18 protein-coding genes and 1 riboswitch are annotated in these 20,282 nt (G+C 38.6%); of the genes, 2 read left to right on the forward strand and 16 right to left on the reverse strand.

Translation table 11 applies throughout. From position 1 onward, the window contains the following. Positions 1-117 precede the first annotated feature (117 nt). A complete protein-coding gene (gene ybaK, locus PQ456_RS17975; protein WP_273613507.1) occupies positions 118-594 on the forward strand; it encodes a Cys-tRNA(Pro) deacylase in 477 nt (158 codons plus the stop codon). Between the two features lie 154 nt (positions 595-748). Then, the gene (locus PQ456_RS17980) at positions 749-1,255 is read left to right on the forward strand and encodes a hypothetical protein (RefSeq protein ID WP_273613508.1); all 507 of its coding nucleotides are present in this window, start codon (positions 749-751) and stop codon (positions 1,253-1,255) included. Positions 1,256-1,381: 126 nt separating this feature from the next. Here PQ456_RS17980 and PQ456_RS17985 read toward each other — a convergent pair whose 3' ends face one another. The 16 genes from PQ456_RS17985 to PQ456_RS18060 form a co-directional block, all read right to left on the reverse strand. Next, positions 1,382-2,215, reverse strand: coding sequence for a MetQ/NlpA family ABC transporter substrate-binding protein (locus PQ456_RS17985; protein WP_273613509.1), 834 nt, complete (start codon positions 2,213-2,215; stop codon positions 1,382-1,384). A 133-nt stretch (positions 2,216-2,348) separates the two neighbouring features. Further along, positions 2,349-3,017: a methionine ABC transporter permease gene (locus tag PQ456_RS17990; protein WP_204826828.1), complete on the reverse strand. Its 669-nt coding sequence runs from the start codon at positions 3,015-3,017 to the stop codon at positions 2,349-2,351. Continuing rightward, the gene (locus PQ456_RS17995) at positions 3,017-4,033 is read right to left on the reverse strand and encodes a methionine ABC transporter ATP-binding protein (RefSeq protein WP_273613510.1); all 1,017 of its coding nucleotides are present in this window, start codon (positions 4,031-4,033) and stop codon (positions 3,017-3,019) included. Before PQ456_RS17995 ends, PQ456_RS17990 begins: the two co-directional genes overlap by 1 nt. 183 nt (positions 4,034-4,216) lie before the next feature. Then, positions 4,217-4,365: riboswitch (SAM riboswitch) on the reverse strand. Between the two features lie 179 nt (positions 4,366-4,544). Next, positions 4,545-5,510, reverse strand: coding sequence for a COX15/CtaA family protein (locus PQ456_RS18000; protein WP_273613511.1), 966 nt, complete (start codon positions 5,508-5,510; stop codon positions 4,545-4,547). Positions 5,511-5,703: 193 nt separating this feature from the next. Next, complete coding sequence (locus PQ456_RS18005) at positions 5,704-6,030, reverse strand: DUF3139 domain-containing protein (RefSeq protein WP_273613512.1); 327 nt, start codon at positions 6,028-6,030, stop codon at positions 5,704-5,706. Between the two features lie 216 nt (positions 6,031-6,246). Continuing rightward, entirely contained in the window at positions 6,247-6,603 is a 357-nt protein-coding gene (locus PQ456_RS18010; protein ID WP_273613513.1) for a thioredoxin family protein, read from the reverse strand. Between the two features lie 13 nt (positions 6,604-6,616). Further along, positions 6,617-8,236, reverse strand: coding sequence for a putative polysaccharide biosynthesis protein (locus PQ456_RS18015; protein ID WP_273613514.1), 1,620 nt, complete (start codon positions 8,234-8,236; stop codon positions 6,617-6,619). 136 nt (positions 8,237-8,372) lie between these two features. Further along, positions 8,373-8,858 (reverse strand): DUF456 domain-containing protein, encoded by a 486-nt coding sequence (locus PQ456_RS18020; RefSeq protein ID WP_273613515.1) that lies wholly within the window; start codon positions 8,856-8,858, stop codon positions 8,373-8,375. Positions 8,859-8,934: 76 nt separating this feature from the next. Next, the gene (locus PQ456_RS18025; RefSeq protein ID WP_273613516.1) at positions 8,935-9,687 is read right to left on the reverse strand and encodes a Cof-type HAD-IIB family hydrolase; all 753 of its coding nucleotides are present in this window, start codon (positions 9,685-9,687) and stop codon (positions 8,935-8,937) included. 287 nt (positions 9,688-9,974) lie between these two features. Further along, a complete protein-coding gene (locus PQ456_RS18030; protein WP_273613517.1) occupies positions 9,975-10,865 on the reverse strand; it encodes a metal ABC transporter permease in 891 nt (296 codons plus the stop codon). Further along, positions 10,858-11,775: a metal ABC transporter permease gene (locus PQ456_RS18035; protein WP_273613518.1), complete on the reverse strand. Its 918-nt coding sequence runs from the start codon at positions 11,773-11,775 to the stop codon at positions 10,858-10,860. The genes PQ456_RS18030 and PQ456_RS18035 overlap by 8 nt, the downstream gene beginning before the upstream one ends. A gap of 121 nt (positions 11,776-11,896) precedes the next feature. Then, a complete protein-coding gene (locus tag PQ456_RS18040) occupies positions 11,897-12,700 on the reverse strand; it encodes a metal ABC transporter ATP-binding protein (RefSeq protein ID WP_273613519.1) in 804 nt (267 codons plus the stop codon). Between the two features lie 50 nt (positions 12,701-12,750). Next, positions 12,751-13,782 carry a metal ABC transporter solute-binding protein, Zn/Mn family gene (locus PQ456_RS18045; protein WP_273613520.1) on the reverse strand — a complete coding sequence of 344 codons (1,032 nt, stop codon included), beginning with the start codon at positions 13,780-13,782 and terminating at the stop codon, positions 12,751-12,753. Positions 13,783-13,991: 209 nt separating this feature from the next. Next, the gene (locus PQ456_RS18050) at positions 13,992-16,037 is read right to left on the reverse strand and encodes a peptidoglycan D,D-transpeptidase FtsI family protein (protein ID WP_273613521.1); all 2,046 of its coding nucleotides are present in this window, start codon (positions 16,035-16,037) and stop codon (positions 13,992-13,994) included. A gap of 33 nt (positions 16,038-16,070) precedes the next feature. Then, complete coding sequence (locus PQ456_RS18055; protein WP_273613522.1) at positions 16,071-18,077, reverse strand: peptidoglycan D,D-transpeptidase FtsI family protein; 2,007 nt, start codon at positions 18,075-18,077, stop codon at positions 16,071-16,073. Between the two features lie 167 nt (positions 18,078-18,244). Next, on the reverse strand, positions 18,245-20,266 hold the full coding sequence (locus PQ456_RS18060) for a peptidoglycan D,D-transpeptidase FtsI family protein (protein ID WP_273613523.1): 2,022 nt from the start codon (positions 20,264-20,266) through the stop codon (positions 18,245-18,247). Positions 20,267-20,282 lie beyond the last annotated feature (16 nt).

A 20,282-nucleotide genomic window follows, 5' to 3' on the forward strand; every position in this document is an offset into this window, starting at 1 on the left:
CTTAACCTATAGATGTCAAAAGGATCACCAAACAACACCGTATATAGGACTACGAATGACGAAAAGATAGTTTATAATAGATGTATTACGCTTTTTTTGGATAAGGAGGTACATTCAATGAGTACTAGCAAAACAAATGCAATGCGTATTTTAGACAAAGAAAATATTGCATACGAGATTATTGAATACGATAATAAAGACGGCAAAATTCATGGTAATGCGGTTGCCGCCAAAATTAATAAACCACCTGAAATGGTATTTAAAACATTGGTCACGCAAAACAAACACAACTTGTTTATTTTTGTGATTCCAGTAGGAGCAGAATTAGATCTAAAAAAAGCAGCTAAAGCAGCAGGTGAAAAAAAATTGGATATGCTACCTGTGAATGAATTGCAGAAATGGACAGGTTATATTCGAGGGGGCTGTTCTCCTATCGGAATGAAGAAATTGTATCCTACTTTTATTGATGAAGAAGCGATGCTTCTGGAAACGATGATTGTCAGCGCAGGCAAAATTGGGATGCAAGTAGAACTCGCTCCACAGGATCTTGTAGATGTAACTCAAGCAAATTTTACTCCATTGGTTCATCAATAAATAGTTTGCATATTTTATATAATGTTTGATCATTTATCCTCCTATTTTAATGGCATCATAAAGCCAAATAACATCAGTGTATATCAAAAAAGGAGGTTACATAACACATTATAATCATTACATCGTCTAGCTAAACAGAAAGGAAACTTTAATAATGAAAAGCCTCAAAAAGTTATTATATGTACCTGTAGTTTTATCTATATCGTTAGCTACTTCTAGTTCTGTATTTGCAGATACCGCAACTAGCCATCATGTGTTACACCATTCTGTGAATCGTTCTACTCTAACGCACACACAGATAGACAACCTGGTAACCCATCAACAGACCCGTTTTACTTCAAAAGTTAAAGGGTTACCACAACAGACATTTATACTCTCTGGAGGTCAAGCTAATATTCCTTTTACATATCAAAATCATGTAGATATAAAATTGATCTTGAAAAATACAGGCAATCAAACAATCGATTACGAAATTAACTTTCCTGATGATACCAGAAATCTTATGAAATCTAGTTTAGCACCTGGTCAGCAGCAACAATGGAATTTACCTTTATATGATGTATATAGACAAGCTTCGTGGGGGCTGTGGAATATCTTTGCGGTAACTACCGATGGATCTACAGGAAAATTAAAAGTACAGGCAAGTGTTGTAAATGATTAGGATGTAACGATCGCCATCGATCAGCGAAATACTAGATAAAAAAATAAGGTTATAGCCCGTTATCATTTGTATTTGATTACAAATCATAACTTTGGCTATAACCTTATTTTTAGTTGTACATTTTAATTAAAATGCTGGGATTACAGCACCATTGTACGTATCTTCGATGAATTTTTTAACATCATCAGAAGTTAAAGCTTTTTTCAATTTTTCGATAGCTGCATCATTTTGGTTGTCTTCACGTGTAACTAAATAGTTAGCATATGGTGCGCTACTTGTTTCAGTCAACAATGCAGATTTAGGATCGATTTTAGCTTCTAATACATAGTTCATGTTGATCATACCCATATCGACTTGACCTAATTGTCTAGTGATAAAAGCCGCATCCATCGGTGTAAATTTAAAGTTTTTAGGATTAGCTGTAATATCTTTTACAGAAGAAGTGATGTTTGTTTTGTCTTTCAATTCAATCAATCCATTGTTAGCCAACAAGATCAAAGCGCGTGCTCCATTAGATACTTCGTTAGGGATTGCGATATTTGCACCGTCTGGCAATTCATCGATTGATTTATATTTTGTAGAATATGCACCGAAAGGCTCGATGTGTACTGGTTGTACAGCTTTTAAAGTCATACCACGAGATTTGTTTTGCTCTTCAAGGTAAGGCAATGTTTGGAAGTAGTTTGCATCTAACTGTTTGCCATTCAATTGAACGTTAGGTTGAATATAATCTGTAAATTCGACAACTTGTAAATTTACGCCTTCTTTAGCAAGTGCAGGTTGAATATGTTTTAAGATTTCAGCGTGAGGTACAGCTGTTGCGCCTACTTTCAATGTTACGGTTTCTGCTCCGCCTTCTGTTGTTCCTGTTGCCGCTGTGTTGTCTGCTGCTTTGTTACCGCAAGCAGATACGATAGCAACCAACATAATACTTAGCAAAATCAAAGTCCATTTTTTCATCTTCTCTACCCCTTTATTGGTTTTGGATTGGTATACGTATATGATACAAATGCTGAATATTCGTGATTATCTATTATCATATAAATATTCAGCAGAATAACTACTCTGTGCTCAATCTCTTTTGTATTACCGATTATCTTCTCGAAAAATGAACCACTAGACGATCACCAAGCATTTGTAGAATTTGAACAATAATAACCATGATGACTACAGCCACTAGCATAATCGCTGTATCATAGCGATAATAACCATAGTTGATTGCAAGTGTTCCAAGTCCTCCTGCACCAATCATCCCTGCCATCGCTGTATTAGAGACTAGCGCAACAACAGTAACGGTTAAGCCTGCTAATAGCCCTGGCATTGCTTCGCGTACAAGTACGCGCGTTATAATCTGCCACAAGGAAGCTCCCATCGCATTCGCTGCTTCAATTACACCACGATCGACTTCACGAAGTGCAGTTTCGACCAATCTAGCAAAAAACGGTGCGGCAGCGATAACTAATGGTGGGATCGTTCCAAGTACACCAATCGTTGTTCCTACTAGAATTTGCGTTAATGGTAAGATCGCCACAATCAGTATAATAAATGGAACCGAACGCAAAATATTAACGATAAACGCGATGACTGCATAGAAATAACGCACCCATGCTACAGTAGAACGCCCTGTAATAAATAACAAAATGCCTAATGGCAATCCTAGAATTAATGTAAATAATCCAGAAGCGCCTACCATTTTGAGTGTATCTAAGGTCGCTGTACCGAATTCATTCCAATCAATTTGTGAGAAATCTAATTCACCCATCAGTTGATCACCTCCACATCGAGACCTTCAGCGGTCAATCCATCGAGTGTACGCTTAATATCTCCTTCTGTTCCTTCAAAGCGAACAATCAACTGTCCATAAGGTACATTTTTTAACGTTGAAATCGTTCCTTGCAAAATAGCAAAATCGACTCCAGTTTGACGTACCGTTTGCGAAAGGATCGATTCATACGTTTTATCTCCTAAGAAAGACACTTTGACAGTCAATGAATTAGGAACATTTGGTGCTGTCCATGAAGTAATTAGTAATTCAGCATTATTAGACTCATTTAAAATAAAATCACGTGTCACTTCATGCTGTGGCTTCAAAAAGACATTTGTTACAGGACCTTGTTCTACAATACCACCCCGATGAATAACAGCTACTTTATCACAAATGCTCTGAATAACATGCATTTCATGAGTGATTAAGATGATTGTTAAGTTAAAGCGCTCATTGATATCGACCAGCAATTTTAAAATCGAATTTGTAGTCTGAGGATCAAGCGCAGATGTCGCTTCATCACAAAGCAATACATCAGGATCACTAGCTAACGAGCGAGCAATGCCGACACGCTGCTTTTGTCCACCTGATAATTGAGCAGGATATTTATTGGCATGTTGCTCCAATCCAACTAGAGCTAACAATTCTTTCACTTTTTCTTTAATGTTGCGTTCCGGTGTTTTGACTAAGCGCAAAGGAAAAGCGATGTTCTCATACACTGTCGCTGAAGATAATAGATTGAAGTGTTGAAAAATCATACCTATTTTGCGTCGTCTTGCTTGTAAGCGCGCTTTGTTCAGCTTGGTCATTTCCACACCATCGATCCATACTTCACCAGAGGTTGGACGTTCTAGTAAATTAATACATCGAATCAATGTACTTTTACCTGCACCGGAGTGACCGATAACGCCGAAAATCTCGCCTTTGTCTATTTTCAAATCTATACCGCTTAACGCAGGGCTTAGATTTTTCCCTTTACCATACGTTTTAGTAATACTTTTTAATTCAATCACAGATAGGTGCTCCTTCCTTGTACTTCTTCATTCCTGCATTCATATTACATTAATCATATATAAACCATCGAATAAGTCGGATATATTCTCGCTATCATATATGTCGGTATTCACTTCTCTCTTCTTTATACAAAAAAAGAACCCTTTCGCAGAAAAGGGTTCTCTATTATTAGAGATACTTCCTTCTCATCTGCCAAAATCGCCATGTACCAATTGCACACGCCATTTTGAAGGAATTAGCACCATGACATTTTGGAAAACTACGTAATAGTTATTCCAAAATCGGTTGCCGGGTTTCATCGGGCCAGTCCCTCCACCACTCTCGATAAGAAAATATGAAAAATTCGAATGAAAATGAAAATCTTTTCTCAGTATAGTGAACTTCACACTCTTTGTCAAAGCAAAAATGAATATTTCCTAAGGAAATTAGAAATTTTTCATCAATTGTTCATCTGACGCAATCTCTTGGATGTATATTCACTTTTTGTTGCTATCTAAATAGTTCATACGGTTATACATTTTGCCCTAATTTGCCACGTGTACCACGACTTAATTGCCATACACGCACACTCATATAACATAACACACCGAACAAAATCTGAATCAACAACGTATGCAACATACTGGAGAAGAAATACCACTCAGGTATTTTCATCGTTACAATATTCAACATACCACTTAGAATCTGCATGATAATAAATACAATCGCAGTCACTCCAAGCTTACGAATACCTGGATTATACGGATGACGACGGTAGGCATAATGCGCTAGTACTGCAATAACGATTAACAAACTATAAGCGGCTACCCGATGGAAAAATGCTACCGCTACCCCACCGGATAATTCAGGTAAGATAGAACCATTACATAGTAATACGCCAGAACACCCACCTCTAGAATCGGTATGTGTGACAAAGGCTCCTGTATATACCACCATGTATGTGTAGATAGTTGCGAACCATGTTAGATTACGCATTCCTTTACTCACCGGTGGTTCATCTGGAATCGGTAAATCACCTTTTTGCTGATCCATCCGCCTTGCACCAAGCGCCATCATCGACGAACTAGCAAAAGCGATCATTGCAAATCCGAAATGTAGTGCCATGATTGGAGCAGATTGTGAAAATACAACTGCTAATGCACCCATAACGGCTTGTACCAAAACAAATAGCAATGTTAATGATGCATATACTTTAAGCTCACGATGCTTATTAAAAAAGATAAATCCGATAAAAGAAAATAATGCTGTTAAGCCTGCCAGAGCACTAATAGCTCGATGCGAATACTCAATCAATGAAGAAATCGTATACGCAGGTACAAATTGGCCATGACATAACGGCCATTCATTTCCGCAACCGAGTCCTGAACCTGATTTGGTTACTACAAGTCCTCCCATTGTTGCTAAAAACATAACAACACAGGTGACAAAGCTCAACCATTTTAGATGTGTAGTTGTTATTCTGAACTTTCTTGCCATTTAGAGAATCACCCGCTATTTTATAATAGTGACATTGTTTATAGTCACTATCTATTATAACGAATCACTAGTAATTACTACCGTATCCTTTGTGACAAAAAATGATCAATATCCACACAATACTATGTAACTAAATTTTGTGAATATAATGAGTTCTAATCTAAATATAAAATTATATATTATTCAGTTTATTTTACTTGATGAGATGCTTAGAAGTATTTCCACTATATCCAGCTTGATCAATATGCCCATCTTTAAAAATAATATAAGAATAGGTAGTGTTAGGTTCATCTTTAAAAACTACATTAGCACCATAAGGCGCATTAGATGATGTAAATGAATATGTACCTTCAACTTTCTCAATATTGTAACCTTTATCATGAACTAAATACGCTTCGATTTTTTGTCCTGCTTCTTTTTTTGTAAATGGATTGCCGTGTAAACCTAAATAAGCAGCGGCTACTCCGACAATAACAAGCACTATTAAAAAACTAGTGATAATCATTACTTTTTTTGACATGATATCCACCCACCTCCTGAATGTATAGTAACAAATGAAAAGATAGGTAAGCAAATATTGACATAATTTATTCGTATTTGAAATCTACATAAAGCTAAAATAAAAAAACTTACAAAGACAGCTGTTTAAAGCAGATCTTTGTAAGTTTTTGCTTATAAATATAGACGTACTATAGAAATCTAAATTGTTATATTTTCTTATTGTAACAAAGTCTTTTTATTCCGCTGTTGATGTAGCTAATGTCTCATAGACAGCAACGGCGCGATCCAAAAACTGCTCGATTTCTTCGCGAGATTTGCGTGCTTTGTTGACGAAACGTACTAATTCTTTGCCGTTCGCATAAGCTACAAAGCTAGGGATACCCAAGATGTTCTGTTCTTGACTCACATCGCCTGTTGCTTCTACATCTACCTCTACAAGCGTTAGACGATCTGCATACTGACTTTCTACTTCAGGCATAAATGGATCAATATATCGGCAATCTCCACACCAATCTGCTTTGAACACAGCGACAGTTAATTGCGAAGAGTGAGTAACGGTAGTGAAATCTTCTTTACTATTAATCAATTGCATTATGCTATTCCTCCTAATTCTTTTGTAGACGCATCAATGGACGGAAAACTTTACGCAATACTTTTGGATAAGAATCCAGTTCATTCGCTCGAACCACTCTTAGCAGAACAAGCATAACGGGATATACCAATAATATCGCTATTCCTACCATACAACAACCGATAAAAAATGCAACCCGTTCATTCATATAAGCCGTTAATAGAATACCGACCTGATTCAGCAGTAGACCAATTCCACCTAATACCACCACAGTCACAATAAATCCGACCCAACGGTTGCCTAATACCGAGAAAGTTACGATTTGGCGCAATGAACGAATATTCATCCATGTAATGGTGATAAAACATAAAGCTGTTCCTGCAATAATACCGTAGATTCCAATAAACGGAGCTAACGCAAAACTAGCAACTAATTTGACCGCAATACCGATCATGACATGTACCATCGATAAATTTGCTTTGTTGATCCCGATTAACATGGAATTGGTCGTCATCATCGTAATCTGGAAAATCGTACCCAGTGTCAAAGCAGCAATAATACCCGCTCCATCTTTACTACTAAATAACAATCCATTTAGCGAATAAGCAGATGTACTGAAAATCAATACAATCGGTATACCGGTTAATATGGAAATTCGTAATGCTAAAGTGATCTGGTTTTTCAAATGTTCCATTTTGTGACTGGCAAAAGCAGCCGAGATAATCGGAATCAGTGATTGACTCAGTGCAATCGCTAGAATCGGTGGGATTCCGGCAACACTTTGTGCTCTTGAACCAAGAATAGCCAGTACTCTTGTCGCCATCTCATCTCCAAGTTCGCCCATCAATAACGGCTTAACAAGTGTACTATCAATAAAATAAACGGCTGGAATCGTTAGTGAAGATAGTACGATAGGAATTGATAATTTGAAAATATCACTATAAATTTGTCGCAAAGGAATCACAGCATGCGTTGTGTCTGACTTCGCATCCAATCCCTCTAACTTATCTTGCTTACGCATTTTGAACGCATAGTATAACATCACGGCAAATGCACCGATACTACCGAGTACACTACCAAATGAGGCTCCTGCTGAAGCTTCGACACCACTATAACCCAGATGCAAAATAACATAAGCTAACAAAATGGCTGTAAATACGCGTGCAATTTGCTCAATAATCTGAGAAATACCACCTGCAATCATCAAGTTACGTCCCTGAAAATAACCGCGCATCATCGCAATCATCGGGAATAATAATAATGATGGTGCAATCGCTCGAATAGAGATAACCGCTTCAGGTACTTTCGAGTTATAAATTGCAAAAAATGGTGCTAACGCATACAACCCAATCGTCATAATAACACCGATCACACCTGCAAATAACAAAGCGGCAAAGTAAATACGTTGCGCTTCTGCCGGTCTACCTAACGCATAACGCTCAGATACCATTTTACTCAGTGTACTAGGAATCCCTGCTGTGGCTACAGCAAGTAACATCAAATATAGATTGTTAGCAACTGTAAATGAAGCATTTCCTGTAAAGCCTAACATATGCTCTAATGGTACACGTTGTACCAGGCCGATCACCCTTGCAATCAAAGCAGCAACGGCCAAAATCACGGTTCCTCTAACAAATGACTCTGTTTTAGACAAAACGGTTCCCCTTTTCTCACGCCCGATCTCAACCATACCAAAAAACCGGAAGGCTGAAATGCCTTCCGGTCTTGGGCTTTTTCAACAACCTCTATTATAGACAACCTATAGTCATCTAAGCAATGCGGGTTATTTTTTAAAATACAAAAATCCAAAGGAAAAAGATCGCAATCATCGCCAATTGCAAAATAATTTTCACAATCATACTCGTAAACAATCCAAGCATCGTTCCCCAGGCAGCTTTGAGCGATTGTTGAAAATCTTTTCCTGAAATCAATTCACCCAGAATCGCACCGATCAATGGCCCTAAGATCAGACCAAAAGCAGGAATCACAAATGGCCCTACAATCAAGCCGATCGTCGATAAAATAACGGTGAGCTTGGTTCCGCCGAACTTTTTGGTTCCATACGCACCGACGACGTAATCGGCGACAAATAGCACAATCACAATCAATGTCTGAATAATCCAGAACCATACATTGTATTCAGCGAATGAGAAAAACCATCCGTATACGAAAAATCCAAAATAAATAGCTAACGCGCCCGGCAATACAGGATAGATAGCACCTGCAATACCGACGATAAATAAAATAATGACTAAGCTCCAACCGAGAATTTCCATCGGTAGGGTTCACTCCTCCCAGTAATCTTTCTATACATATATACTCGAAGAAAGCGTAAAGCGTTGCACAATTTTTTTAGACAAGGATATAATCGCGAATGACTTCGACAATTCCATCATCATTGTTAGAACCTACGACTAGATCGGCTGATTCTTTTACAGGTTCTTGTGCATTACCCATCGCTACGCCTAGACCTACCGCTTGAATAACCGCTAGATCGTTTAAGCTATCGCCTACAGCAACCACTTCAGACATATCAATATTCAGCAATTGGCATACTTCGTTAATACCTGCTGCTTTGTTAATACCCAGTGGATTGATCTCCAGGTTATGTGGAGAAGAGTTGGAAATCTCAAGTCCGCCCATATCTTGTAACGCCATCAGAATCTGGTAACGAAGTTCATCGTTTTCCGTATTGTAGCCGAATTTGAGCCATTCGATACTTGTAAGGTCTGTCCCTGGTTCTAACCAGTTATCCCGATTGTGCAGTCCATTTACGGTATAAGCCCAGAACCATACATCTTTTTCAATAGCCAGTTCATACATTTGGCGAATCAAATCAGGATCGACCAGTGTACGTCGGTGTAGCTCATGAGGTGCTTTCCAGACCTCACTGCCGTTTACTGTTACCATCGGAGTATCTAAGCCTAATTGCTCGGCATACGGCATAGCACTATGCGCTGCGCGTCCTGTAGATAGACACACATGGATACCTTCATCCATTGCTTTATTAATCCATTTAATCGTTTCGAGTGTAATCTCGTGATTATCATTTAATAATGTTCCATCCATATCTAAAGCTAGTAACTTATATTTACGTGTTGTCATCTTGTCGTACCGTCCCTTTCTTCGTTCCTATTTCTATGATGATGTGTATGCCATCTACTGGAGTCAGTCAGTTATCATAGGGTATATCAGTCTCATTTTAACATAGATATTACAGCGGTCACAAAAGCTTTTGTAAATTACATGTGAAAAATAATCAAAACACCCTGCAATATTACAGGATGTTTTGCAAATGGTTTACATTCAGGTGTAGACCTATTATATTGCTTCACTTTCTATATGCATAAAATTATTGGAAAGCATAGTTCTACATTGTTCTTATGCAATTTTTATTCAGCGATAGCTGCTCCGTTAGAACGTCGTTGACGTAAACGGCGAATCAATATGCCATGCTTAGGAGAAAATACAAACGCAAATCCGAACAATATACCTGCTACCGTAACAATACTTCCTGCAATCGAAGCATTCATCACATATGCTGTATAATAACCAATAATAGAGCTAACGACTCCTGTAAGTACGCTATACATCAACATTCTGCCCAGACGATCTGTAAGCAAGTAAGCGGTAGAAGCAGGAATAATCAACATACCGACAACCAGTATCGCTCCTACACTTTCAAAAGAAGCCACAGAAGTCATCGATACCATCCCCATTAATAAATAATGGAATAACATCACTGGAATCCCACATGCCACAGCCATCGCAGGATCAAATGCTGAAATTTTGAATTGTTTATAGAATAAAGCAAGCAACAATAAAATAATCAATAACGCTGACCCTAACATCCAGACTGAACGTGGCCCCATATCTATCCCGTTGGCTGTCCATGTATCCCATTGCACATAAGCAATTTCGCCGAACAATACACAATCGAGATCCAGATCAATGTTGCGAGCATTCAGACTGATAATAATAACACCGATCGCAAATAGCGCTGTAAAAATAATACCTATCGAAGCATCGGATTGTATGCCTGAATTTTGCAACCATTGAATCAGAAATACAGCAAGCAATCCAAGAGCAGTCGCACCGATCATCATCGCTAACGAATCTCTTGTTCCACTGAGTAGAAAAGCGATCGCAATGCCGGGCAATACTGCATGACTAATTGCATCACCGATCAATGCCATTTTACGCAAAATAAGAAAACAACCTAGCAGTCCACACGCTGCTGACATCAGACAAGCTGTTAATATGATCCAAAAATCACTACTCATGGCTGATTCCTCCTTGACGATGCCATTGGTCTTTGGTCTGCTTACGTGACCAGAGCTTGGCTAACCAGCCACGCCTTGGAGCACCTAATGCCGAGATCGCAAAAAATACAGTAGCAGCAAGTACAGTCACCGGACCTGTAGGCAATTGAGATACCATGCCACTCCACAGTGTTCCGATCAGACCACTAAGAGCTCCGAATATACCTGATAGTATGACCATAATATGCAGACGATCTGTCCAAAAGCGTGCAGCAATCGCAGGTGTAATTAATAAGGCAGACATCAAAACTACACCGACTGCTTGAATCCCTGCGACTACAATAATAACAGTCAAAAGCAATAATAATTGTTCTAAAAAAGCGACCGGCAATCCCATTCCTCGTGCAAATCCGGGATCGAAACTGATCAATTTAAATAGTCTAAATAACGCAATGCAGATCACAATCATCAATATACTGATTCCTGCAAGAACATACACATCACTTTGCATCATCGATGCTGCTTGTCCGAATAAGTACTTGTCCAGTCCGCTTTGTCCTCCATCTCCGCTATGTTGAATATGAGTTAGTAACAATACTCCTACTCCGAAAAAGAAAGATAAAATAATGCCCATTGCTGCATCTTGCTTGATACGTGAATATTGTGTGATCCAGCGAATACCGAATGTAGCAATGACACCAGCAACTAATGCACCGATAAAAAATCCACCTGTCGATTTCACACCGCTTAACATAAAAGCAATACAAATACCGGGCAATGCCGCATGAGCCAACGCATCTCCGATCAAGCTTTGTTTGCGTAAAACCATAAAGGAACCAATCACTCCACTACTTAACCCTAACAACATACAACCTACAATAATCCAGCGTACATTCGGATCAAGTATCAAAGCTCCTATCGTGTTGAACATACGTCCTCTTCACCCCCGATGCTTATCGTTAGACTCTCTTTATCCATCTGATTTTTTAAATGAATTACATCATATTGGTAAAGTCAGCTATTCTTTATTCAGCACTTGATTGAATATGCAGTTACTTACCTGCAAGCACAATGCCTTCTTTACCTTGTAACACTGCCATTTTGCCACCGTATGTCTGCTGTAGCATGTCAGCATTAAATATATCTTTTACTGCACCTGCACCAATCAAAGTACGATTCAGTAACAATACATCATCAAAATAGGATTCTACTGTCGATAGATCATGGTGGACAACAAGAACTGTTTTACCTTCTGCTTTGAGTTGTTCTAGCAATGAAATAATCGCTTTCTCTGTTGTAGCATCGACTCCGGCAAACGGCTCGTCCATCAAATACAATTGAGCTTGTTGCGCTAAAGCTCTAGCTAAAAAAATACGTTGTTGTTGTCCACCAGACAATTGGCTAATCTGTCGTTGTGCATAATCTGCCATTCCTACTTTGCGCAGACATTCCATTGCTGTTTCGCGTTCAGTTTTGCCAGGGCGACGGAACCAGCCTAATCGTCCATATGTGCCCATCAATACAACATCCAAAGCATTTGTAGGAAAGTCCCAATCTACCGATTCGCGTTGTGGCACATAGCCGATTTTTTTACGGTTTTGTTGATATGTTTTGCCATATACTTTGACATCACCTGCGATTGAAGGAACTAATCCTAATGATGCTTTTAGTAATGTGGATTTGCCGGCTCCATTGGGACCAATCAGACCAATAAGCCGTCCCGGTGCTAACGAAAATGATACGTCCTCTACAACCGGCTTTTTATGATAAGCTACTGTAAGCCCTGAAACCTGAAGAGGTAACGATTGAGAATCATTGTCTGTTACACGAATACTGGTAAAAGCAGAACTTGTCATACATAGACCTCCTTGTGTAATAAAGTGTTTGAATGTGTTAATTATTTATATTATTTGAGTGCTTCTACAATCGTATCTGTATTGTGGCGTACCATTCCGATATAAGTTCCTTCTTCTGTACCTGCCTCGCCCATCGCATCAGAGAATAACTCTCCTCCAATTTGGACGGTATGCCCCATCGATCTAGCACCTGCAATAATAGCTTCCATCGATCTAGAAGGTACACTAGACTCTACAAATACCGCTTTGATCCCACGTTCTACCAATTCATTACGTAGATCGCTTACGTCTTTAGAGCCGTATTCTGCGGCTGTACTAATGCCTTGTAATCCTTTTACTTCGATATTGTAAGCATCTCCGTAATATCCAAAAGCATCATGAGCAGTAATCAATACTCGACCAGACTCTGGAATACTGGCTATTTTGGTCTGTACTTCTTGATGCAAAGTATTCAATGCTGCTAAATATTGAGTAGCATTCTGACGGTAATCCGCTTCATGTGCAGGATCAGCTTCAATCAGTGCGGCTTCTATCGTCTGTGTGACATTCATCCATAGGCTTACATCGAACCAGATATGTGGATCATACTCGGTTGCTCCATCTTCACTGTATCGTAGCTGTGTAGGATCGATATTTTCAGCTACAGCAACCACATGACGAGATTTACTCATTTTCTCCATAATCTTGGTCATGCTACCTTCTAAATGCAATCCGTTATACAACACCAGATTAGCATCATCTAATTTACGAATATCCCCTTGCGAAGCTTTGTACATATGAGGATCGACACCAGGACCCATTAATCCTGTTACAGTCACATGTTCTCCACCTACTTCACGAGCCGCATCAGCAATCATTCCTGTTGTTGCTGTAATTCGTAATTTTCCTCCTTCTTCAAAAGAAGGTGAATCATCAACAGCTCCCTGAATCGTGGTACATCCACTGAGAATCAATACAATTACAGCGATACTTATTCCGTATACAATGCGTTGATATAACGGAGAGGATAATCCTGATTTGCGATGGCGCTTATGAATTAAATACGCTTGCGCCCATGATGATTTGGAACGATGAACTGACATATATGATCCTCCTATCATTTCAAAATACTCCATAACTATCTACCAATAATCTAAACGCTAAATCTTACATTGAAGCAATTATTTTTCTTATATGACTATATTTTTATATAAGGAAATAATGTTTCCTTTGTGCAAATTTTAAAGTAGAGCGCAAAAAAAAGCAAGAGGCTATTTTGCCCCTTGCTGGATTCATCATAAAGATCTATTATTTAACGAATTGGCGAATCTATTTCTCCACTTGCTTCTACAATCGGTTTCTTTTTAGGAATACCGTCTAATCCATATTGTTGATCATATGCTTCAAAAATCTGACGTGCAATAGGAGCTGCTCCCTGAGCACCATAACCACCTTCAGGAACAACAACTGCCACTGCTAACTTCGGATTTTGTGCAGGTGCATAAGCGATAAAAACCGCATTTTCAATCGTTTTACCTGTAGCCATCCGTTGTTGCGAAGTTCCTGTTTTGCGACGATAATCATAAGGAAATCCTTTGAACGCATCCACTTCACTTTGCATTCCTGATTGAACCGCATCCCAATACTGAGAAGGCAAATCTACTTTGTTAAGCACTTCTTTTTTGAATTTTTTTGTTACTTTCCCATCTGCATTTCGAATCTCATTCACAAATTGTGGTTTCAACCGTTCTCCACGATTCGCTAACATCGCTGTATATTGAGCTAACTGTAAAGTAGTATATTTCCCTTGCTGTCCAAAAGAAGCATAGGCTAGCGCAGATTGAGCACTACCAGATTCCATCTCATGTATATATTCTTTGTATCCTATATATTCTGCGGCAAGTCCACTTTCAGTAGATACACCTAATCCAAATTGCTCCATATATTTATCCCATACTTCTACACCTGGTTTACCTTCATATTTCTGATATAGTCGTTTACCAACCATATCCACCATAAATGTATTGGATGAATGAGATATAGCACCAATCGGACTTAATGTTCCATAAGCTCGACTACTTGCATTACGTACTTTAGTGCCATATCCTTCTTTTCCTAATGTGGTAATACCATGATCATTATAACGATCTCCAAGTGTGAACAATTTTTCATTTAAGCCAATTAACACAGATAAAGGCTTCATCGTCGACCCTAGTAAAACAACCGAAGAAGGATGATCGCCACCACCTGGACGATTGACAGATCGAATAGCGCCATTCATATAGTAAGGCTCTATATTTTTCCATTCACTTTCAGTACGTGTATCTTTACTCCAAATATTACTATCATAATCAGGCATACTTGCCATAGTAACCACTTTACCTGTATCTATTTCCATGGCTACTGCATATCCTGTTACAGCATTAGGAGCACTAACTCCGCGTGTGCCTGAATAACGTATTTTGGCTGTATGCTCTGTAATCGCTTTTTCAGTAGCTACTTGTATCTCTTTATTGATTGTTAATACCAGATCAGACCCTTTAACAGGTGGAATCAGCTCTGTCGGTCCAGAAGCCATATTTTTGGGATTGATTGGCACTCTACGATAACCACTTTTTCCTCTGAGTTCATCTTGATATAACAGTTCCAATCCGTCAAAACCTACATTTTCGATAGCCGAATATTTCATGGCAGGATCTTCACTTGAATTACGCTGAATATTTTTGTATTTATTTCTACTCATTGAGGAGACAAATGGTCGCAAATACCCTACAGTCTGGACAGCCACTGTATCTGTATCATAGTGCCTAATGTTTTCTTCTACAATTTCGATCCCTTTAAATTCATTTCTACGTTCTAGAAAATAAGCAATTTCTTTATTGGATAATCCTGTTTTGATACGTCTTGGAGTATATCCATTTGCTTTGGCATATGTAGTATCCATAGCTTTAAAAATATCAACTGTTGTTAATGCTTTGGTGTTAGGATCACCATATTGATCAAATATTTTTTGTAGCTTTCTAGCTAACTGCTTCGCTTCTTGTGTACGATCTGATCGATTATAATCTTTGTCTAATGTTAAATATAAAGATTGTGTTGGTTCCGAGTACGCAATAGGTTGCATACTTGAATCATAAATGGTTCCGCGTGTTGGTAAAAGAGGAACTTCTTTCACAATATCTCCTTCAGCAACTTTACGTAATTCAGGGCCTTCTACAAATTGAATAATAGCTAATCTGACGACAATAATTGAAAATACAATAAACGTTATAAAGAAAAAGATATTAAGCCGAATCGCAAACTGTTTCCGATTTTTGTCCTGCTCATTTTCATGAGCAGGACTTTTATTAAAATTCATAGATATCCACCTTTTGTAAATGTATTAATCTGTTTATTCTGTTGTCGTTTCTTCTGTAACGGCTTTACCTTTAGGTACTCCATCTAATCCATAGTATTGATCATACGCATCGAAGATTTTTTTAGCGACTGGAGCTGCACTTCGAGAACCAAATCCACCTTCTGGAATCATAACCGCAATCGCCAACTTCGGATTGTTACGAGGAGCAAAAGCAATAAATACTCCGTTATCGACTAATTTGCCATAAATCGATTGCTGAGATGTACCTGTTTTACGAGCCACATCATAACGATAATTTTCAAATACAGGAACTTTACTTCGCATTCCTTGAATAACGGTATTCCAGTATTCATCCGGGAAGTTTACGGTATTTAATACTTCTGGTTGAATTTTTTTCACTACATTACCTTCAGCATCTGTAATTTTACTTACAAATTGAGGTTTGAGACGTTTACCACGATTCGCAAGTGTTGTAGCATATTGCGCTAATTGAAGTGTAGTATAACGTCCTTGCTGTCCAAAAGAAGCATAGGCCATCGCTGCTTGTGTACTACCAGCAGCTTCAATATTCATATACTCTCCACGACCTTCATTTTCGTAAGGAAGTCCGCTTCCAGTAGTCACACCTAGTCCAAATTCTTTCATATATTTGTCCCAAACGTTGACTGATTTCGCACCATGTTTGTTGTACATACGCTTACCAACCATATCGACCATAAAAGCATTAGAAGATTTTTGGATAGCAGTGGTAGGTGTTAAATAATTAAGAACCTCTCCTAATGCATTACGTACACGAGTCTCATGACCTGCTTTACCAAACTCTGCATATCCACGATCTGAGTAACCAGCATAAGGTGTAAATAGTCCTTCTTCCATTCCAATTAATACACTTAACGGTTTGATAACAGAACCCATCAAGACCATCGATGAAGCTCCTTTGCCACGGTATACTTCTCGAATTGTCCCGTTGGCAGAGCGAGATAGAATTTCATTGATCTGGTCTTGGCTAGGGGCATTTCCCCAGATATTTGAATCATAATCTGGCATACTCGCTATAGCGACAACATTCCCTGTTTCCACTTCCATTGCTACTGCATATCCTGTTTGGGCATTAGGTGCATACGCATTCCCACTACTATATGAATGTAAATACGCAAGTTGATCTGTGATCGCCTGCTGAGCAACTAATTGTAGGTTTTTATCAATGGTCATCCATAGATTATTACCTTTAACTGGTGGTGTTAAAGTAGCACGTCCATTTACACGATTGAGTGCATTGATTGGTGTTTTTTTCACACCATTGGTTCCGCGAAGTTCATCTTGATACGTATACTCAAGACCATCTACACCTACTAATTCAGTATCTATATAACGAGATTCTTCATCTGTTAATCGAGCACGATTTTTATATTTATTCATTGAAGTTTTTACACCATAAAATGCTTTAAGATAACCTACTGTCTGTACGGCTAACTGATCTTTACTATACTCACGTACACTTTCTTCCCTTACTTCTATCCCTTGGAATTGATCTTTGTGTTCCAGAAAATAAGCGATCTCACTATTGCTCAAATCTTTTTTAATTCGGCGTGGAGTGAAGCCATAGTTTTTAATATATTTAATATCCATCTCTTTTTCGATTTCTGCGGCTGTCATTTTGCGATCAGGATCACCGTATTTATTAAATACACGCTTGAGATCACCGATAATTTGGTACAATTCTGGCTTGTTTTTATCCAAACGATAATCTTTGCTCAGTGTAAAATATAACGATTGCATCGAAAGAGAATAAGCAACTTTGGTTCCTGTCGCATCGTAAATATTACCCCGCGTAGGTACAATTGGGGTGATATCGTTTGCAACATAAGCTTCTTTTTCTTTCAACGTAGGGCCTTCTACGAATTGTAAAATAGCCAAACGTACGATAAGCACACTAAAAATAACAAATACAGAGAAAAAGAATATATTCAAACGCACCGAAAATTGCTTACGATGACTGACTTCGAGGTCCTCTGATGATTGATCATTCCACTTTTTCATTCGGGTTGTTGAACCTCCTATGTATTTTGTTCCATATAATGTTGTTCTTTCTTCATTTTAACATATGTTAACGAGATGTAGACTACAAAAAGATAACAAAAAAGCGAGTTCCTCTTTAGAAGGAACCCGCTACTCTACAATTTAGATCAATTACGCTAATTTACTATTTAATTATTACTACTATCTGTTGCTTGATCGGTTGTTTTGGCCTCTGATACTTTTTTCGGAATACCATCTAATCCGTATTCTTGATCATAGGCATCAAAGATTTTGCGAGCTACTGGAGCCGCACTTTGTGCACCAAATCCACCTTCAGGAATTACAACAGCAACTGCCAGCTTCGGATTATCTCGTGGAGCATAAGCGATAAATACACCGTTATCCACTAAATGACCATATACTGATTGCTGCGATGTACCTGTTTTACGAGCATAATCATAAGGGAAACCATCAAATCCAGATACTTTACTCTTCATTCCAGACTTAATTGTCGACCAGTAAGAATCCGGGAAATCGATTTGGTTAACCACTTGTGCTTTTGTTTTCTGTACAATATTACCTTCTGAATCGGTAATTTTGCTCACCAATTGAGGTTTAAGACGTGTGCCTTTGTTCGCTAGTGTTGCTACATATTGCGCTAATTGCAGTGTAGTATACTTCCCTTGTTGTCCAAATGAAGCATATGCCATTGCTGCTTGCGCACTACCAGCAGCTTTAAGATTCATATATTCGCCTGAGCCATCACTTTCATAAGGAAGTCCACTTTTCGTAGATACGCCCAGACCAAATTCTTTCATATATTTATCCCATACATTAATAGATTCGCCACCGTATTTGGTATACAGCTTTTTACCCACCATATCGACCATAAATGCATTCGATGAATGTTCGATGGCAGTAGAAGGAGTCAAATAACCGTAGACGTGATTGCTAGAGTTACGTACTTTGGATTCGTATCCTGCTTTACCAAACTGAGCAAATCCAATATCTTGATAACCACTATAAGGTGTGAACAATCCTTCTTTCAATCCTACCAGAACACTTAACGGCTTAATAACCGAACCCATTAACACCATTGAAGAAGCATGTCCTTCGCGATACACTTCACGAATCGCTCCGTTAGCATAGTAATGCTGAATATCTTTATATTTGTCGTCCGTCATACTTTCCCATACATTGGAATCATAATCAGGCATACTTGCCATAGCGACAATATTTCCGGTATCCACTTCCATCGCTACTGCATATCCTGTTTGGGCATTAGGCGCGTAAGAGGAACCACTGCGATAAGAGTGAAGGAACGACAATTGATCGGTAATCGCTTGTTGCGTTGTTTTTTGTACATTTTTATCAATGGTCATCCATACGTTATTGCCTTTTTCAGGGGCAGTCAGTTCAGTACGACCACTTGCAATATTCATCGCATTCACAGGCGTTGTTTTGAGACCATTTTTACCACGTAGATCATCTTGATACGCATATTCTATACCATCTACACCGACAAATTCGGTATCGAGATATTTTTCTTGAGGATCTTCTAATCTCGCTTTGTTTTTATAATGATCCATCGTATTACGAACACCGGCAAAAGAAGACAAGTAACCGACGGTCTGCACAGCGACACGATCGGTATCATAATGTCGAACACTTTCCTCTACAATCTCAATTCCCGGGAATTGATCTTTATGTTCAAGGAAATAAGCGATCTCTTCATTAGTCAAATCTTTTTTGATCCGGCGCGGCGTATAACCGAAGTTTTTGCGATACGTAATATCCATCGCTTCGATGATCTGATCTGCGGTCATCGTTTCATCTTTATTACCGTATTGATTGAATACCTTTTTGAGCTTACTCACAATGCCATATAATTCGTCTTTATTTTTTGCTAAAGAATAGTTTTTTTCCAAAGTAAAATATAAAGACTGGGACGACGTAGAATAAGCAATTTTTTCACCGGATGCATCCATAATATTGCCACGGATCGGTGGAATAGGCGTACTTTTACTCGAAATACTTGCTTCTTTTTCTTTCAACGTTGGACCTTCTACGAACTGCAATACCGCCAGACGAACAATTAAGACACTAAAAATGATAAAAGTCGCAAAGAAAAACACATTCAGCCGAATCGAAAACTGACGTTGGTTTTTCAACTCGCGCTTTGACGGATCGTCCATACCCGATTTATTCATGTTGTAACATTTCCCT

This window comes from Paenibacillus kyungheensis (assembly GCF_028606985.1).
Lineage (GTDB): Bacteria > Bacillota > Bacilli > Paenibacillales > Paenibacillaceae > Saccharibacillus > Saccharibacillus kyungheensis.

Coding starts and splice junctions, on each gene's coding strand:
- PQ456_RS17990 (WP_204826828.1), bottom strand. CDS start 3,017: ATGGGTGAATTAGATTTCTCACAAATTGATTGGAATGAATTCGGTACA.
- PQ456_RS18010 (WP_273613513.1), bottom strand. CDS start 6,603: ATGCAATTGATTAATAGTAAAGAAGATTTCACTACCGTTACTCACTCT.
- PQ456_RS18020 (WP_273613515.1), bottom strand. CDS start 8,858: ATGGAAATTCTCGGTTGGAGCTTAGTCATTATTTTATTTATCGTCGGT.
- PQ456_RS18000 (WP_273613511.1), bottom strand. CDS start 5,510: ATGGCAAGAAAGTTCAGAATAACAACTACACATCTAAAATGGTTGAGC.
- PQ456_RS18055 (WP_273613522.1), bottom strand. CDS start 18,077: ATGAAAAAGTGGAATGATCAATCATCAGAGGACCTCGAAGTCAGTCAT.
- PQ456_RS17985 (WP_273613509.1), bottom strand. CDS start 2,215: ATGAAAAAATGGACTTTGATTTTGCTAAGTATTATGTTGGTTGCTATC.
- PQ456_RS18060 (WP_273613523.1), bottom strand. CDS start 20,266: ATGAATAAATCGGGTATGGACGATCCGTCAAAGCGCGAGTTGAAAAAC.
- PQ456_RS18030 (WP_273613517.1), bottom strand. CDS start 10,865: ATGAGTAGTGATTTTTGGATCATATTAACAGCTTGTCTGATGTCAGCA.
- PQ456_RS18025 (WP_273613516.1), bottom strand. CDS start 9,687: ATGACAACACGTAAATATAAGTTACTAGCTTTAGATATGGATGGAACA.
- PQ456_RS18050 (WP_273613521.1), bottom strand. CDS start 16,037: ATGAATTTTAATAAAAGTCCTGCTCATGAAAATGAGCAGGACAAAAAT.
- PQ456_RS18040 (WP_273613519.1), bottom strand. CDS start 12,700: ATGACAAGTTCTGCTTTTACCAGTATTCGTGTAACAGACAATGATTCT.
- PQ456_RS17980 (WP_273613508.1), top strand. CDS start 749: ATGAAAAGCCTCAAAAAGTTATTATATGTACCTGTAGTTTTATCTATA.
- PQ456_RS18005 (WP_273613512.1), bottom strand. CDS start 6,030: ATGTCAAAAAAAGTAATGATTATCACTAGTTTTTTAATAGTGCTTGTT.
- PQ456_RS18035 (WP_273613518.1), bottom strand. CDS start 11,775: ATGTTCAACACGATAGGAGCTTTGATACTTGATCCGAATGTACGCTGG.
- PQ456_RS18045 (WP_273613520.1), bottom strand. CDS start 13,782: ATGTCAGTTCATCGTTCCAAATCATCATGGGCGCAAGCGTATTTAATT.
- ybaK (WP_273613507.1), top strand. CDS start 118: ATGAGTACTAGCAAAACAAATGCAATGCGTATTTTAGACAAAGAAAAT.